This window comes from Micromonospora sp. NPDC049230 (assembly GCF_040647875.1).
GTDB lineage: Bacteria > Actinomycetota > Actinomycetes > Mycobacteriales > Micromonosporaceae > Micromonospora.
Genome location: NZ_JBEZCZ010000003.1, coordinates 246,925 through 263,466, shown reverse-complemented (window position 1 = coordinate 263,466; position 16,542 = coordinate 246,925). Strand labels below are relative to the sequence as shown.

Genomic DNA, 16,542 nt, shown 5'->3' with positions numbered 1-16,542 from the left:
CGACGCCCCTACTGGCTCGCGAGCACGTGATCGGCCATCCAGGACACGGTGCGCTCCAGACCGGTGCGCAGTGGCACCGGCCGCAGACCGGGGAACAGCTCCCGCAGGCGGGTGCAGTCGGCCTGCGAGTCCCGCACGTCACCCGCGCGGGGCGCCTCGTGCACCACGGGCAGCGGCCGGCCCAGCACGCCCTCCAACTCGGCGACCAGGTCGAGCAGGGAGATCCGCGCGCCGAACGCCAGGTTCACCACGTCGGTGGTGGACACCCGACGGACGATCGCGTCGACGATCACCGAGGTGACGCTGCCGACGAAGGTGAAGTCGCGGGTCTGCCGACCGTCGCCGTGCACGCGCAGCGGTTCGCCGGCGAGCGCGGCGGTGACGAAGCGGGGCAGCACCGCCGCGTACGGGTGGTGCGCGGCCTGTCGTGGGCCGTAGACGTTGAAGAAGCGAAACGGCAGCACGCCCAGGTCGTAGCAGGCGGCGTAGGCCACCGCGTACGCCTCGGCCGCCAGCTTGGACACCGCGTACGGGGAGACCGGGATGGGGCGCAGCCCTTCCTGGCGGGGCAGCACCGGGTTCGCGCCGTAGACCGACGACGAGGACGACAGGATCACCTGCTGGACGTGGTGCCGGCGAGCGGCCTCCAGCACCATCAGCGTCCCGGTGGCGTTGGCGTGGTGGCTGGGCAGCGGCCGGTCGATGGAGCGCGGCACGGAGCCGAGCGCGCCCAGGTGCACCACGCTGGCCGCGCCGGCGAACGTCTCGTCCAGCAGGTCCGGGTCGAGCACTGTGCCCCGGTGCAGCCGGACGGGCTGACCGTCCAGGTTGTCCAACCGGCCGGTGGAGAGGTCGTCGACGACCACGACCTCGGTGACCTGGGGTGCCTGGTCGAGGGCCCGTACCAGGTTGGCGCCGATGAAGCCGGCGCCACCGGTCACGACTACCTTCAACGCGTCTCCCCGTTCGGCTCGGCCTGTGGGCAGCCGGCGCTGCGCTGTCCGCCCGGTGGGCGCGTGGCAGCGGTCGCCGGCGGCCACTAGTGTGACAACGAGCGCTCTTCTCGCGAGTCACGCGAAACGGGCGCCGTCCCGCGTGTCCTCGGTTCCCTTCCGTCAGTTGTCTGCCCTGGTGGGCGAGTCGACGTCGACGGGAGTGCCGGGCACATGCGAATCGGACTGATCAGTCAGTGGTACCCGCCGGAGAGCGCCTTCGTGCCGGGTCAACTGGCCACGGAGTTGGCCCGCCGCGGCCACGAGGTGCGGGTGCTGACCACGTTTCCGAGCCTGCCGCTCGGGCGCACCTACCCGGGTTGGCAGCAGCGCTGGAACCACCGGGCCACCGACCGCGGGGTGGCCGTCCGCCGGGTGCCCGCGTACCCGAGTCACGACCGTTCCGGCCTGCGCCGGGCGGCGAGCTATCTCTCCTTCGCCACCACCAGCACCCTGGCCGCCCCGCGTCACCTACGCGGCGTCGACGCGCTCTACGTCTACCACCCGCCGCCCACCGCGTACGCCGCCGCCGGTCTGCTGCGGATGCTGCGCGGCGTGCCGGCGGTGCTGCACGTGCAGGACCTGTGGCCGGAGTCGGTGACGGCGTCCGGGATGGCCCCTGCGGGGCTGGCGGGGCGGGCGATGGACCGGGTCCTGACCGCCACGATGCGCCGGATCTACCGCGCCTGCGCGGGCATCGCGGTGATCGCGCCGGCAATGGCCGAACAGGTGGTCGAGCGGGGTGTCGACCCGGGCGCGGTGCGTACCGTGTTCAACTGGACCGACGAGGCGCTGTTCCGGCCGGTGCCCGGCACCGACTCGGCCCGGGCGACGATCGGGCACCGGGGACGGACCACAGTGATGTTCGCCGGCAACCTGGGTTTGTTGCAGGGCGTCGACGTCGCCATCCGAGCGGCCGCGGCGGCGCCGGACGCGGTGGACCTGGTCTTCGTCGGCACCGGGCTCGGCGCGGAACAGGCGCGACGTCTCGCCGACGAGTTGGGCGCGGCAAACGTGCGGTTCGTCGGTCGCCGTCCGGCCGCCGAGATGGCCGAGTTGTACGCCGCCGCCGACTACCAGTTGGTCATGCTGCGCGACCTGCCGTGGTTGCGCGGGACGGTGCCGTCGAAGTTGCAGGCCGCGCTGGCCTGCGGCAGCCCGGTGTTGATGTCGGCCGACGGCGACGCCGCCCGGTTGGTCAGCGCGGGCGGGGCCGGGCTGGTCTGCCCGCCGGACGACTGGCGGGCGCTTGCCGACCAGTTCGCCGCCGCCGCCCGGGTGCCGGACGAGCAGCGGATCGCGATGGGCCGTCGGGGCCGCCAGCTCTATCAGGACCGGATGTCGTTGCGGGTCGGCGTCGACCAGATCGAGGACCTGCTCAGCAAGGCCGCCGCGCGCGGTCGGGGCTGAACGCCGCGCTGGCCGGTCAGCCCGGTGAGGCCGGCGAGGAAGTCGCGCACGCGGCGACCCTGGCTGGCCGGGTCGCGCGTCTCCCGCACGAAGCGGGCCCCGCCCGCCCCCCGCGCACGGGCCTCGTCCGCCGGCAGAGCCAACACCCGGCCGAGGGCTGCCCGCAGCCCGTCGGCGGTGTCCGGCTCGGCGAACGACAGCCACGGCGCGTACTCGGCCGGGATGCCGGGCAGTCGGGTGCTCACCACCGGCACCCCGGCGGCGAGGTACTCGATGATCTTCGACGGGAAGGACCAGCGGACGAAGTCCTGGTCCACCGGGCGCGGGTTCACCAACACGGTCGCCCGGGCCAGCCGGGGCAACAGCTCCGCCCGGGGCAGCAGCGCGGGGGGCACGATGCGCCGGTCCACGGCGGCCTGGTCGCGCAGCCAACCCGCCAGCTCGCCCCGGCCGTACACGCACAGCCGCAGGTCGTCCCCGGCGAGACCGCGGAACGCCTCGACCAGCCGGTCCACGCCGTAGGCGCGGCTCAGGCCCCCCGCGTACACGATGTCCCTGGTCGCGGCGGGCGGCACGGGCGGGCCCGCCGGCGGCACCATCCGGGCGCCCCCGCGCGGCTCCGGCGGCAGCACCACCCGGGCGCCCTCGCGCGGCTCCGGCGCACCAGCGGCACAGATTCCCTCCAGCACCAGCCGGGGCCGGCCGGGCGCGAAGTCCTCGGCGAGCGCGGGGGTCAGCGCGATCACCCCCGAGCAGCGGGCCAGGGCGGCCCGGACCAGCGCGACGTCGAGCCCGCGCAGCAGCCGGACCAGCCGACCGTCGGTGGGCAGCGCGACACCCGGCGGGTCGGTGAGCACCGGCACCACCCGGACGCCGCGGCGGCGGGCCCGCAGCACACCGAACCAGAGGAACGGCGAGTGCACGCCGTGCACCAGCAGCACGTCGGCGTCGTGCTCGCGCAGCGCCCGAGCGCCGGTACGCCAGGCGGCCACGAACCGGGTGAGGTGCTTGAGGCCGAGCAGGTTCACGAACGCCAGCAGCTGACCGTCCACGTCGTCCTGCCGGAACCGCCCCGCCCGGAAGCGGACCTGCCCGTTGCCGGGCCAGGTGGACACCGGCGCCGCGGAGAGCAGGTGCACCGGACAGTCGGCGGCCCGCAGGCTGTGCACCAGGCTCCAGGCGAAGGTGTGCGTCTGGGTGGGCATGATGGTGTCCCGGGCGATGATCTCGGCGAGCAGGTCGTCCGGGACGGTGAAGCCCAGCACTGTGACCCGTGGGCTGCGTGGCGGCGCCACCGTCACTCCCCGAGGATCTGCCGGTAGACCCGGTCGAGGCGACCGAGCATGACGTCGAGGCTGTAGTCCTCGGCCACCACCTTGCGACCCAACTCCCCCACGTGACGCCGCTCGGCGGGGTCGTCGAGCAGCGGCGTCAGCGCCTCGGCCAGGGCGTCCGGGTCGCCGGCCGGCACCAGTCGGCCGCCGCCGGAGCGCAGCACCTCGACGTTGCCGCCCACCGCCGACGCGACCACCGGCAGCCCGTACGCCATCGCCTCGAGCAGCGCGTTGGAGAGGTTCTCGTGCAGTGTCGGGAAGACGAAGAGGTCCGCCGCGGCGAGCAGGTCCGGCACGTCGAGACGGTTGCCGAGCAGGCGCACCTCGACCTGGTCGGCCTCGGCCAGCGCGGCGGCGATGCCGTCCCGGTCGAGCCCGTCGCCGGCGACGAGCAACACCCGGCGGGTGGTCGACGGCGGCAGTCGGCGCAGCGCGTCGGCGAGGACTGCGTAACCCTTCTCCCAGGTCAGTCGGGATACCGCGATCATGGTCACGTCGTCGGGGCGCAGGCCCAGTTCGGCGCGGACCCGGTCCCGCTCGGCGTGTGGACGGGCCGGCAGCGGCACCCCGTTGGGGATCACCCCGACGAACTTCCCGCCCAGGTCGGACAGGAAGTCCCGGCCGGCGGCGTACGCGCAGACGGTGCCGACGTGGGTGGCCAGCCGCAGCGTCGCGGGCTCGGCACCGTGCACGAGCAGGCGACGCCGCCAGGCACGACCCGGTTGACGCAGGTCACGTACGGTGCCGTGCACGGTGACCAGGACCCGCGGGCAGCCGGCGAGACGGGCGGCGAGGACGCCGTGGAAACCCTCGTTCTGTAGGCCCCGCACGTGCACCAGATCCGGGCGGACCCGGCGCAGCAGCCGCACCCACTCCCGCAGCAGCGGCACGTTCAGGCTGCCGTTGCCGGCGTGTTGGTGCATCCGGACGAACTCGTACCGGTCGGCCAGGGGTGAGGTGAGCACCCGCCGCACGGCGGTCAGCGGACCGTTGGCACCGGGGGTGCCCGCCGAGTGCTGCACCACCACCGGTCGGCTCACCACGGGGCTCCCGCCGACGCCCGCCGGGTGTCGCGCACGGCTGCACGCTGCATGTCTCCTCATTCCGACGGCCGCCCGGCCGCGCTGATCCCGGTCTGCCGACCGCACCACTACGGCAACTGCGGCACCGGTGACGAGGTGACGGCACCGCGAGGGTGTCCGCCGGTGTCCCGTCGGTGGCGGGCCGGAGATCTCGGTTGCCGACACACTGGCGCATCGAGAGCGTGGACATCGTTGGCCGCATAGACTAAACAGCCATAGCGGCACAAATCACCTACGTTTCCCGAGGGGGTAGACCGTGGGCGAGCCCACCACCGGCACGGGCCTGATCCCCGACCCGCGGCCCACCGCGACGCCAACGGTGCTGGCGCTGGCCGCGTACCGGTTTCCGCACGGCGACGCGATGTCCAACCGGCTGCTGCAACTGGCCCGGTCGGCCACCCCGCCCGGGGGAGTGACACTGGTGGTCAACGACTGGCCCGACGACGGGTCGCGCCCACCGACCGCGGTGGACCTACCCGCCGGCGTCCGCCTGATCACGCTGCCCCGACGCCGCCTGGGCGGCGGGGTGCTGGGCCGCTGGTCGCACCGGCGCGTCCGGCCGCTGCGGGTGCTGGCCGCGCTGCGCCGCGCGGGCGTCCGTCCGGGCGAGTTGGCCGGCGTCCACCTGCCACTCGGGTTGTGGGACCTGGCGACCTGGGCGGTGCTGCGCCTGGCGGTGCGGTGCCCGGTGACTGTGGACGTGCTGGAGCAGCACGACCGGGCCCAGTTTCCCCGGGGCTGGCTGACGCCGTACTTCCTGCGGCACCGCTGGGCGTCCTTCTGGGCCGGACGACTCGCCGACCAGCTCATCGTCATCTCCGAGCTGCTGGAGCGGCACTTCGTGCGCCAGGGACGGCGGACCCTGGTGGTGCCGCCGCAGGTCGACAGGGCCGACTACGCCGACCCCGCACCGGCCTCGCTCGGCGAGGGCCTCCGACTGCTCTACGCCGGGTCGGCAGGTGTGAAGGACCAGTTGGCAGTGGTGCTGGAGGGCATTCGTCTGCTCCCGCCCGCCGACCGGGCCAGGGTGCACCTGGTGATCGCCGGGATCAGCCGGGAGCAGGCCGGCAGCCTGTCCGACCTCGGGGAGGCCGGGCCGACCGACCTCGACGACCAGGTGAGTTTCATCGGTTGGGTGCCCCGCGAGCGGGTGCTCGCCGAGTTGCGCCGGGCGCACTTCTCCGTGCTGGTCCGCCCGCCGGCCGGGTACGCGCAGGCGGGCTTCCCCTCCAAGGTGCCGGAGAGCCTCGCCGCCGGCTGCCCGGTGCTGCTCAACGTCACCAGCGATCTGCGGCGCTACCTGGTGGACGGTCGGGAGGGGATCCTGCTCGACGGCGCGGCAGCCGAGGATGTCCGGCGGGGCATCGAGCGGGCGCTACGCCTCGACGACGCGGCCTGGCGGGCGATGAGCCGCGCCGCCCGGGAGCGGGCCCACTGTTTCGACTATCGCGGCTGGACGCCGGTGGTCAGCGACTTCGTCACGGGAGTCGGACGCGGCTCGGGCACCGGCAGCTCGGCGAGGCCGGCCAGCTCGGCGGCGGTCAGCCGACGATCGGCCGGGTAGAGCTGCCGCTCGTGGGCCCGGATGGTCTCCACCGGCCACCGCAGGCGGATCACCCGGGCCGGGTTGCCGGCGGTCACCGCGTACGGCGGCACCGACCGGGTGACCACCGCGCCGGCGCCGATCACCGCACCCCGGCCGATCGTGACCCCGTGCAGGATCACCGCCCGGGTGCCCACCCACACGTCGTCGCCGATGGTCACGCCCCGGTCGTGGGTGTCGTCGTCGGCCTCCTTGTCGACCGCGACCATCGGTACGCCGACCTGCTCGATGCGGTGGTTGCCGCCCCGGATCGTCACCTCGGGGCCGAACATCACGTTGTCACCGATGCGGATCCGACTCCGGGCCGCCATCAGGATCGGCCGGTACCCGAGATCGACATTGTGGCCGACCTCGATCGACTCACAGGTGTAGACGCCGTCCGGGTCGAACGTGAAGTTGTCTCCCCGGGCGGCGAACCGGCCGGCGAGGGCAAGACCCCGGATCGCCCGACGGGCCCGCGCCCCCGCGCGCAGGAGACGGTCGAGTGACCCGAAAACCGGGCCGAGCAGCGCCCCAGGTTGGTCGAGGCGGACGCGCATCAGACTCCCGCCCCGACGCCGGCCCGCTCGGGCACCGCACGCATGTCGCCCCCGCATCTCCGCCGTTCGTCCCTGTCGATCCAGGGGCGATGATAACCTCAGCAACCTCCACAATAGGTGTATAGCGTCACTCATCAGGTCAAGGCGCATGATCCACTCGGGTTTCTTGATATCGCGGGGTCCCGGCGCCCCCGACACCCCGACTTCATGAAAGCCGAGTGGATCATGAGCGGCGGCACCACCCCCGGCCGAAGAGGCCGCCCCTCCCCTCGCCCGACCGGCCAGTTTTGCCCTCGCCCGACCGGCCGTCGCGACGCTCCCGGCTCGTGCCGTGGGCCACCGTCGCGCAGAAGGCCGCCGAACTGGCCGTGTCCGACTGCGGGTTTTGGGGTTGATCGGGGGAATGCGGGTTGTGTGTCACCAATCAGGGTCGTCATCCGGTTTCCGCCCCGATGGGACGCTCACCCGGCGTTGTCCCCGACGCCGTTGGAGGTGGGATCGTGCCGATGCCCGGTGCTCTCGTGACCGGCGGTGCCCCCGTGAGCGACACCGTCTATCTGTCGCCACCCGACATCGGGCCGCTGGAGGAGTCGTACCTGCTCGCCGCCCTGCGCTCGGGCTGGGTCGCACCGGTCGGCCCGGACCTGGACGCCTTCGAGCAGGATGTCGCCGCCCGGGTCGGCACCGACGGAGCCGTGGCCGTCAACTCCGGGACGGCGGCTCTGCACCTGTCGCTGCTCGGGGTCGGGGTCGGGCCCGGCGACGTGGTCATCGTGCCCACGCTCACCTTCGTCGCCACCGCGAACGCGGCCCGCTACATCGGGGCGCGGCCGGTGTTCGTCGACTGCGACCCCCGGACCGGCAACGTGGACGTCGCCCTCGTCGACGAGGTGCTGCGACGGCTGCGCTCGCGCGGTGAGCGGGTCGGCGCGGTAGTCCCGGTGGACATGTTCGGCAGCTGCGCCGACTACCGCGCCCTGCTCCCGGTCTGCGCCGACGCCGACGTGCCAGTGGTGGAGGACGCCGCGGAGGCCCTCGGCGCCGGCCACGGAGGGCGACCCGCCGGCTCCTTCGGGCGCGTCGGCGTGCTCTCCTTCAACGGCAACAAGATCATGACCACCTCCGGCGGCGGGATGCTGGTGTCCGACGACACCGCGCTGCTCGCCCGGGCCCGTCACCTCGCGACGCAGGCCCGCGAACCGGCGCGGCACTACGAGCACCGCGAGACGGGTTACAACTACCGGCTCAGCAACCTCCTCGCGGCGCTCGGCCGAGCCCAGTTGCTCCGGCTGGACGCGATGATCGCCCGACGCCGCCACCTGCGCGACCACTACGCCAAGGTCTTCGCCCCGGTGCCGGGCGTCCGGCTGCTCGGCGCGGAGGACACCGAGTCCAACTGTTGGCTCACCGTCATCACCGTCGAGCCGCAGCGGTGCGGCTGGGGGGTGGAGGACCTGGCGGCCCACCTGGCCGAGCGGGACATCGAGACCCGGCCGGTGTGGAAACCGATGCATCTCCAGCCCATGCACGTCGGTGCGGAGACCCTGCTCACCGGCGCGGCGGAGCGACTCTTCGCCAACGGGCTCACGCTGCCCAGCGGAAGCGCGCTCACCGAGGCGCAGATCGCCCGGGTGTCCGTCGCGATCGAGGAGTTCCTGAGCCTCCGGACAGGAGCCTGCACGGTGTGACGACCGGGGTGCGGGAGATGGCCCGTTCAGGTGACGCCGCGGGGCGCACCGGCGCGCTGATCTTCACCGGGCCGGGCATAACTTCCCGCGATTAACCGGAAAGCGCCCAAGGAACACGAAACTGCCTGTAACAAGGACAAAGGGCTTTGGGTCCCTTCTGTCGTACGCGGCGGAAGCGGTCGAAGACGGGTCAGGGAGCCAGCACATGCCGCAGGAGACTGAGCACACGGATCGCGCGGACCGAACGACTCGGCGGGCCAGGGCCCGCCGCCGTACCGCGGGCTTCCTCGCCACCGACACCACCGCCTGGGTCAGCGGCTTCGCCGCGGCCGTGTGGACCCGATTCGAGTTCGATCTCCCGGCGGGCCAGCTGGTTCGGGCCGCGGCGATCGGTGTGCTCGCGGCGGTCGTGCACGTGGCGGTGGCGGCGGTCCGCCGGCTCTACTCCGGACGACACCCGCTGGGCAGTCTCCAGGAGGTGCAGGGCGTCGCCGGCACCACCATCCTGACGGCGGCCCTCGTGCTGCTCGGCCTGCTGTCCTCCGGCGACCGACCGGTGCCGGCGAGCACCCCGCTGGTCGGCGGCGCCCTCGCCCTGCTGCTGATGCTCGGCGCCCGGTTCGCGTACCGGCACCGCCGGGACCTCTCCATGCGTCCCGACGTCCGGTCCTCCACACCGGTCCTGCTGTTCGGCATGGGCAACGCCGGGCAGGAGCTGCTGCGGGCGATGCTCGGCGACCCGCGCGGCCGATACCTGCCGGTGGGCGCCCTCGACGACGATCCGGACAAGCGCGACCTGCGCATCCGGGAGGTGCGGGTGCTCGGTGGGCGGCAGGACGTCGAGACCGCGGTGCGGCGTACCGGCGCGAAGGCTGTCATCTTCTCGGTGGCCAACGCCGACGCGGCGCTGATCCGCCAGATCCGCGAGGCCACGCTCGCCACCGGCACTGTGTTCAAGGTGCTGCCCCCCGTGCGGGACCTGGTCGACCACCGGATCACCGTCACCGACGTCCGGGACGTACAGATCGGTGATCTGCTCGGCCGCCGCCAGGTGGTCGGTGACCTGCCGCTGAGCACGAACAGCCTGACCGGGCGACGGGTCCTGGTCACCGGTGCCGGCGGGTCGATCGGCTCGGAACTCTGCCGACAGGTGATGAAGGCCGACCCGGGCGAGCTGATGATGCTGGACCGGGACGAGTCGGCCCTGCACGGCCTACAGATGTCGCTCGCCGGGCGGGCCATGCTGGACGGCCCCGAGCTGATCCTCGCCGACCTGCGCGACGACGAGGGCCTTCGGCGGATCATCCGGGAACGCCGCCCGGAGATCATTTTGCACGCGGCAGCCCTCAAGCACCTGACCCTCTTGCAGCGCCACCCCGGCGAGGCGGTCAAGACGAACGTCTGGGGCACGCTGTCGGTGCTGGACGCCTGCCGGGACGTGGCCAAGTTCGTCAACATCTCCACCGACAAGGCGGCCAACCCGACAAGTGTGCTCGGGTACTCCAAGCGGATCACCGAACGACTGACCGCGCACGCCGCGTCCCGGTTCCCGGGGACCTTCCTCAGCGTGCGGTTCGGCAACGTGCTCAGCAGCCGCGGCTCGGTGGTGACGGCGTTCCAGCGGCAGATCGAGGACAGCAGGCCGCTGACCGTCACCCACCCGGACGTCACCCGCTACCTGATGACCATCCAGGAGGCCGTCCACCTGGTGCTCCAGGCCGCCGAGATCGGCCGCGACGGGGAGGCGTTGGTGCTGGACATGGGTGAACCGGTCCGCATTGCCGACCTGGCCCGGCAGATGGCCGAGCAGGCGTCCAGCGCGATGCCGATCGTCTACACCGGCCTTCGTCCCGGAGAGAAGCTGCACGAGGACCTGTTCGGCACCGGTGAGGTGGACACCCGGCCGTTCCACCCGTTGGTGTCCCACGTGGCCGTGCCGGCGCTCGACCCGATGGAGGTGAGCGGGCTCGACCCGTACGACGACGCGGCGAAGCTCACCGAACACCTGGCGTTGCTCTGCGCCCAGCCGATCGACCCGACGGTGGGCGATCCGGTGGGCGTACCCCTACAGTCGCGGTGACCGGCGCGGCGGACGGTGACCGACGACCACACCCAAATCCCCGCGCCGACAGTTGTCACAGTGAGGATTCCCCAACGCGACGCCGCGTCGCGGCGACCGCGTCCCTCCGGCGTTCGCCGCAGATCGATAGGACCGTGAGATGCGGACCCGCCACGGCAGGATTCAGCGGTACGAGCCGCTGCACGCCGCCGCATCGCCCAGGTCGCGGCGAGCCGTCCAGACGATGGAGCCACCCGCGCCGGTCGCCCCCGCTCCCCCGGCCCCGAGTCGCGGTCGCCGGCTGCTGTCCTGGATCGCCACCGCGGCGCTGAGTCGGGCGGTCAGCGCGCTCGTACCTCTCGTCCTGCTCCCCGTGACCCTGTCGTACCTGGGCACCGACCTGTACGGGCTCTGGGCCGCGGTGCTCGCCGTCACCGGGATGGTCGCCTTCGCGGACCTGGGCGTCGGTCTCGGGCTCATGACCAGACTCGCGCCGTGCCGGGTGGACGGCGACTCGGACACCGCCCGGCGGTACGTCTCCAGCGCCTACGCCGCGGTCTGCGGGGTGGTGCTCCCGACGTGTGGCCTGCTGTGGCTGGTCGGTGGGTTCGTTCCGTGGCCGCTGCTGTTCAACGCGACGGGGACGGCGGCGCGGGACGCCCACCTCGTCGCCCTGGTGTGCCTGACCGCGTTCCTGCTCAATATTCCGCTGTCACTCGTCGCCCGCGTGCAGTACGCGTATCAGCAGGTGGCGGCCAGCAATGTCTGGCAGGCGACGTCGAGCGCGCTCTCGCTACCCCTCGCGCTCGGCGCGGTGTACGCGAAGCTGCCGCCGATAGCGGTCATCGCCAGCATCGCCATCGCCCCGTTACTTGTGAACATCGTCAATACCGTGTGGACATTCGGCTGGCGCCTGCCGCACCTGGCGCCCCGGCTGAGATTCGTCGACGGTCGGGGGGTCCGGGAGCTGTTCGGCCTCGGCGGTCTCTTCTTCCTGGTCACGCTGATAATGGTCCTGGCGGACAACGCCGACCCCTTGCTCATCGCGCACGTGTTGGGCCTCGCCAGCGTCACCGCGTACGCGGTGCCGGCCAGACTGTTCAACCAGCTCGGCGCACTGGTGACGCTTGTCAACCAGCCACTGTGGCCGCTGCACGGCGAGGCGCTGGCGCGCGGTGACCTGGACTGGATCCGCCGAACCGTTCGGCGGATGACCATCGTGTCGACACTCATCGCCGTGCTGCCGTCGATCTTCCTGGTGGCCTACGGCGAGCAGTTCTTCGCGGCCTGGCTGCCGATCTCGATAGGAAACCGGTCACTCCTGCTGGGCCTCGCCTGCTGGTGGGTCGTGCTGGCCGCGATCTCGCCGCGGTTCATGGTGCAGAACGCGGCCGGAATCGTCCGCCCGCAACTGTGGGGCTACCTCCTTTACCTACCACTGTCCATTGTCGGAAAACTGCTCGGCCTGCACTGGTGGGGGGTGGCCGCGACACCGTTCGTCGCCGTCGTCATCTACACCGTGACGGTCGTCCCGGCGGCCCTCTACGGCTACCGGCGGGCACTGCGAATACGGACCACATGAGAGAGGCGGATACGCAGATGGTGTTCGACGAGGATTTTCCGCGGGTGCTGGTGGTGAGCCACACGCCCTTCAGCCGGGTCAGCGGGACCGCCCTGACCCTGTCGAACCTCTTCTCCGGCTGGCCCAGGGATCGTCTCGCGCAGGTGCACACCGGCAACATCACCCCGTCGACGGAGGTGTGTGAACACTATTTCCACTTCCCGCCGCGAGACCACTACCTGCCCATCCAGTACTACGCCATGCGGATGTCGGGCTGGAACGGCCGTACGCCGCTACAACAGAGCCGCCCGCTCGCCGCCGTGCACGCCGCGGCGGAGACCCGTCCCACCATGGCCAGGATCTACGCACAACTGCGCGCGAGTGCCGACCTCAGCCCGATCCGGGTCCCCCCGGCGCTTGTCGAGTGGATGCGCGACTTCCAGCCCGACGTCGTCTACTCGATGCTCGGCAGCGTGCGGCTGACGAGGATCACGGCGCTGGCCGCGCGCACCTGCGGCGTTCCGGTGGTGCCGCACTTCACCGACGACTGGCCGGCAACCCTGTACGACAACGGCGAACTCTTCGGTCGGGCCGACCGCTCCGTCCAGGAGACGATCGCGAGACTTCTCCGCCTGGCCCCGCTCGGCATGGTCATCAGTCAGCCGATGGCCCAGGAGTACACCCGGCGGTACGGCATCCCGTTCACCCCGTTCGCGAACTGTGTCGACGAGACCTTCTTCGCCCCACCCCGCGACGCGGCACGGCAGCAGGGGACGACGGAGCTCGTCTACGTCGGCGCCCTGCACCTCAACCGCTGGGAGTCGCTGCGCGACATCGGCGCCGCACTGGACAGCCTGGCCGAGGCCGGTCTGCCCGTCCGGCTGACCATCCACGCGCCGGAGAAGGACCTCAGCCGGTACGCGAAACACTTCGCGCCCCTGACGCGGGTGCGGCTCGGGCCGTCACTGGACAGCGACGAGGTGCCCGCCGCCCTGCGTGGCGCGGACGTCCTCGTCCATATCGAGTCCTTCGACGAGGAGATCCGCCGCTACACCCGCTACTCGGTCTCGACGAAGATCCCCCAGTACCTCGCCTCGGGTCGTCCGATCCTCGGCTACGGGCCCGCCGAGGTGGCGTCGATGAACCACATCCAGGAGGCCGACGCGGGCGTGATCGTCGGTACCGACGACACCGGGGCGCTGGTCCGCGGCCTGACCGATCTCTGCCGGGACGCGGCCCTGCGGGAGCGGCTCGCCCGCAACGGGGCTGCCTTCGCCCGGCGGGAGCACGCCAAGGAGAACGTGGCCGCGCGGTTCGCCGCCACGCTCGGCGCGGCGGCCCGCACCGGGTCCGTCACCGCCGACGCCGCCCGCGGGCAACTGGCCTAGAAACGAGTGGAGGTGCTGCGATGAGACGTACCGGATGGGTCGCCTGCGTGGGTCCGTTCCTCTTCCCGTGGGGTGAGGCGGGGTCCCGCCGGGTCTACGGCCTGGTGGCGTCGTTGGCTGCCGCCGGCTACGACGTGGTGGTCGCCAGCGGCGGGCCGGAACCACGCACCGTCACGCCGTTGCCGGGCGTCGACGGGCCGGGCTCGATCTCCCACATCGGCCTGGCGGAGCGGCCGTCGCCGGAGGCCGGGTCGCTCGGCAGTTCCGTTCAGACGCTTGTGCGCTGGGGTCAGCGGACGGTCCGGTGGCTCGACGCCCAGCCGACCAGGCCCTCGCACGTCCTGGTGCACGGCGGCCAGGCCCAGTACATGTTCCACCTGCAACGCTGGTGTCGTCGGCACCGGGTGCCGCTGATCGTCGACGTCGTCGACTGGTTCAACGGACGCCACGTGCGGGGTGGCTACCTCGGCCCGCTGCACGCCAGCATGAAGCTGGCCCTGCGCCACTACTACCCGCGGTGCGACGGCATCATCGCGATCAGCTCGCACCTGGAGGCCCACTACCGCCGCTCCGGCCGGCCCCTCCTGCGGGTGCCACCCACGCTCGACGTCAAGAGCCTGACGCTGGACGCCCGGCAGAGCGCTGGCGACTCCCCGCCGCTCACGCTCGCCTACGCGGGGAATCCGCACGGAAACCGCAAGGATCTCCTGGGTACGGTCATCGAGGCGGTGGGCAATGTCCAGCGCACCGGCGCGAGCGTCGAGTTGCGTGTCTACGGCCCGACGCTCGACGAGGTGCGCGGCCTCTTCGACGCTCGGCCGTTGCCCGACGGTGTGCGGTGCCTGGGCCGCCTGCCGCAGGTCGAGGTGGCCAACGCCCTCCAGGGCGCGGATTTCACAGTCCTGGTCCGCAGGCCGGAGCGGGCGGCGGAGGCGGGCTTCTCGACGAAGTTCTGCGAGAGTCTCGCCAGCGGCACACCGGTGATCGCCAACCTCACCAGCGACATGGGCAGGTATCTGCGCCCCAACCTGGAGGGCCTGGTCTGCCGGGACCACACGGTGGCCGAGGTCACCGAGGCGTTCCGCGCGGCGACGCGGCTGAGTTCCGCGCAGCGCAGCGTCATGCGCCAGGCCGCGCGCAGCCAGGCGCTCGAATCGTTCGACTACCGGGCGTACGCGGAGCCTCTCGGCAGGTTCTTCCGGCAGTGGAGCTGACCGCCTGCCGGCGCGGCCCCGCCGGGCCGGGCGGGTCCCGCCGGCCCGGTCGGCCTATCTGCCGGCGGACCGCGCGAGGGGGGTCGGGTCCGCGGCGGGCTGCCGGTGTTCGCCGAAGAGCGACCGCATGACGTGCAACGCCAGTAGCGTGGCCATCCCGACTATCGACTCCGGTGCCATCCCGAGCTGGTTGTTGGCCGGCACGTAGATGATGAGGATGCAGAGCTGCGCGAAGATCAACGTCGGGACCACCCGTCGGGAGGACACCGCCGCGCGCCACGAGCCGGCGAAGAGCCACCCGACCAGGCCCATGAACAGCGCCGCGCCCGGGAAGGTGAGGTCCGAGGCGAGCCAGGGATAGATGGTGGCCCAGTACATGTGCGCCGGCCACCCCTTCTCGTGCTCGGTCCGGTCGGGGTAGGTCGGATGCTCGGTCAGGTCCACGTCGAGGGTCTGGTCGGCGAAGATCGCCGCGGACGGCGCGCTGCCGAGACCACGGGACCACTCGAAGGGCACCTGGAGGTTGTAGGACAACCCGAGGTAGCCGTGCGTCGGGTAGCCGATCATGGCGGCGATGCCCTCGGCCATCGGCCTACCCACGACACGTTGCACCGAGGGATTCACGTGCACCACGTCGCCAGTGGTGCCGAACTCGGCCGCCCGTGTCGCGTGGTTGTGGATCATGTAGGTGGCCAGGAGCACGAACGCCCCGACGACCAGCAGGAGCGCCCGGCGCCGCCGGGAGTGGACCCGCGGTCGGTGCCGGACCGACGCCCACGCGACCAACATCCCCGCCGCGAGCATGATGACGACGTCGCCGAGCCCCTTCATCGTGCCGATGAAGAGGTAGAACGCGATGTGCGTCGCCGTGGCGACCACACCGGCGAGTCGCAGCCAGCCGGAGAGACTGCGCCAGTGCACCACCAACAGCGGTACGAGGGCCACGCTGAGGACGCCGAGCGGGAACAGCGCCGTCATCCACGGGCTCGTGCTGCCGAGCCCCTGCTGGTAGACGTCGAACTTGTTCACGTAGCCGGCGGCGGGCGCCTGGACGTTGGCCCACACACTGCTGGGACCGGTGGCGCCGAACTGGGTCAGCCGCGTCAGGTTCACCACGACGTAGTAGACGGCGCTGGCCAGGACCAGTTGACGCACCAGCCGGATGCGGGCGACGGAGTGGGTGGCGGCGCCCACCGAGGGCGCACGGCGCGACATCTGCGCCACGTACCCACCGGCGAACAGGGCTGTCGCCACGAGCACGAAGGCGCTGAGCTGGTCGGGGTTTCCGACGTCGCGGGCCAGCCTCGTCAACCAGAACGCCCCGAACGTGCCCAGCATCCAGACCAGCGCCAGCACCAGTGGCAGCCAGGTGGTCGTTCGACCTGCCGGTGCCGCGCGCTTCGTCACCGGCGGGTGTCCGCGCTGCCCGGGTCGCGGCGCGGCGGCGATCTGTAGGTCGCCCACCGGCGAGCGGTGCCGGCCGTGGCTGATCCGGTCGACGGCGGTCACCGGAGACCACTCAGTGCCGGACGGCCGGCCCTGGGCGGTCGCGAGTCGACCCGGACAGGATTCCGAGATTGCACTCGCCGACCCTCCACACTGTCGTGCGCCCCTCGACCACCGCGGTACGGCTGTCGCGCCCCGGCACGTCGCGGCGCTCCGCCACGTCGCG

11 protein-coding genes and 1 pseudogene are annotated in these 16,542 nt (G+C 72.2%); 7 read left to right on the top strand and 5 right to left on the bottom strand.

Going from position 1 to position 16,542, the window contains the following annotated elements; translation table 11 throughout:
* Positions 1–8: 8 nt before the first annotated feature.
* Complete coding sequence (locus tag AB0A95_RS04230; RefSeq protein WP_357554108.1) at positions 9–953, bottom strand: NAD-dependent epimerase/dehydratase family protein; 945 nt, start codon at positions 951–953, stop codon at positions 9–11.
* Between the two features lie 213 nt (positions 954–1,166).
* On the opposite strand from AB0A95_RS04230, the gene AB0A95_RS04225 reads away from it, so the two are divergent.
* Entirely contained in the window at positions 1,167–2,402 is a 1,236-nt protein-coding gene (locus tag AB0A95_RS04225) for a glycosyltransferase family 4 protein (RefSeq protein ID WP_357554107.1), read from the top strand.
* On the opposite strand, the gene AB0A95_RS04220 is transcribed toward AB0A95_RS04225, so the two are convergent.
* Both AB0A95_RS04220 and AB0A95_RS04215 read right to left on the bottom strand, forming a co-directional pair.
* Positions 2,321–3,697, bottom strand: a complete 1,377-nt coding sequence (locus AB0A95_RS04220; RefSeq protein ID WP_357554106.1) for a glycosyltransferase — start codon at positions 3,695–3,697, stop codon at positions 2,321–2,323. The two genes, AB0A95_RS04225 and AB0A95_RS04220, sit on opposite strands and share 82 nt — an antisense overlap.
* 2 nt (positions 3,698–3,699) lie before the next feature.
* Positions 3,700–4,776 (bottom strand): glycosyltransferase family 4 protein, encoded by a 1,077-nt coding sequence (locus AB0A95_RS04215; RefSeq protein WP_357554105.1) that lies wholly within the window; start codon positions 4,774–4,776, stop codon positions 3,700–3,702.
* A gap of 403 nt (positions 4,777–5,179) precedes the next feature.
* Between AB0A95_RS04215 and AB0A95_RS04210 the strand changes: the two are divergent.
* Positions 5,180–6,241: pseudogene (locus tag AB0A95_RS04210) on the top strand (glycosyltransferase); the annotation flags it as partial.
* A gap of 20 nt (positions 6,242–6,261) precedes the next feature.
* Here AB0A95_RS04210 and AB0A95_RS04205 read toward each other — a convergent pair.
* The gene (locus tag AB0A95_RS04205; protein WP_357554104.1) at positions 6,262–6,960 is read right to left on the bottom strand and encodes an acyltransferase; all 699 of its coding nucleotides are present in this window, start codon (positions 6,958–6,960) and stop codon (positions 6,262–6,264) included.
* Between the two features lie 506 nt (positions 6,961–7,466).
* Here AB0A95_RS04205 and AB0A95_RS04200 point away from each other — a divergent pair.
* From AB0A95_RS04200 to AB0A95_RS04180, 5 genes are all read left to right on the top strand, one after another.
* On the top strand, positions 7,467–8,648 hold the full coding sequence (locus AB0A95_RS04200) for an aminotransferase class I/II-fold pyridoxal phosphate-dependent enzyme (protein ID WP_357554103.1): 1,182 nt from the start codon (positions 7,467–7,469) through the stop codon (positions 8,646–8,648).
* 205 nt (positions 8,649–8,853) lie between these two features.
* Positions 8,854–10,728: a polysaccharide biosynthesis protein gene (locus AB0A95_RS04195; protein WP_357554102.1), complete on the top strand. Its 1,875-nt coding sequence runs from the start codon at positions 8,854–8,856 to the stop codon at positions 10,726–10,728.
* Positions 10,729–10,867: 139 nt separating this feature from the next.
* Complete coding sequence (locus tag AB0A95_RS04190; RefSeq protein WP_357554101.1) at positions 10,868–12,289, top strand: lipopolysaccharide biosynthesis protein; 1,422 nt, start codon at positions 10,868–10,870, stop codon at positions 12,287–12,289.
* A gap of 17 nt (positions 12,290–12,306) precedes the next feature.
* Positions 12,307–13,656, top strand: a complete 1,350-nt coding sequence (locus AB0A95_RS04185; RefSeq protein WP_357554100.1) for a glycosyl transferase family 1 — start codon at positions 12,307–12,309, stop codon at positions 13,654–13,656.
* A 20-nt stretch (positions 13,657–13,676) separates the two neighbouring features.
* Positions 13,677–14,870, top strand: coding sequence for a glycosyltransferase (locus AB0A95_RS04180; RefSeq protein ID WP_357554099.1), 1,194 nt, complete (start codon positions 13,677–13,679; stop codon positions 14,868–14,870).
* 54 nt (positions 14,871–14,924) lie between these two features.
* On the opposite strand, the gene AB0A95_RS04175 is transcribed toward AB0A95_RS04180, so the two are convergent.
* Positions 14,925–16,379, bottom strand: a complete 1,455-nt coding sequence (locus AB0A95_RS04175; protein WP_357554098.1) for a hypothetical protein — start codon at positions 16,377–16,379, stop codon at positions 14,925–14,927.
* Between the last annotated feature and the right edge of the window lie 163 nt (positions 16,380–16,542).

Excerpts from the sequence above, each read along its gene's own strand:
- AB0A95_RS04225 (WP_357554107.1), top strand. The coding sequence starts at position 1,167 with ATGCGAATCGGACTGATCAGTCAGTGGTACCCGCCGGAGAGCGCCTTC.
- AB0A95_RS04205 (WP_357554104.1), bottom strand. The coding sequence starts at position 6,960 with ATGCGCGTCCGCCTCGACCAACCTGGGGCGCTGCTCGGCCCGGTTTTC.
- AB0A95_RS04190 (WP_357554101.1), top strand. The coding sequence starts at position 10,868 with ATGCGGACCCGCCACGGCAGGATTCAGCGGTACGAGCCGCTGCACGCC.
- AB0A95_RS04195 (WP_357554102.1), top strand. The coding sequence starts at position 8,854 with ATGCCGCAGGAGACTGAGCACACGGATCGCGCGGACCGAACGACTCGG.
- AB0A95_RS04200 (WP_357554103.1), top strand. The coding sequence starts at position 7,467 with ATGCCCGGTGCTCTCGTGACCGGCGGTGCCCCCGTGAGCGACACCGTC.
- AB0A95_RS04185 (WP_357554100.1), top strand. The coding sequence starts at position 12,307 with ATGGTGTTCGACGAGGATTTTCCGCGGGTGCTGGTGGTGAGCCACACG.
- AB0A95_RS04180 (WP_357554099.1), top strand. The coding sequence starts at position 13,677 with ATGAGACGTACCGGATGGGTCGCCTGCGTGGGTCCGTTCCTCTTCCCG.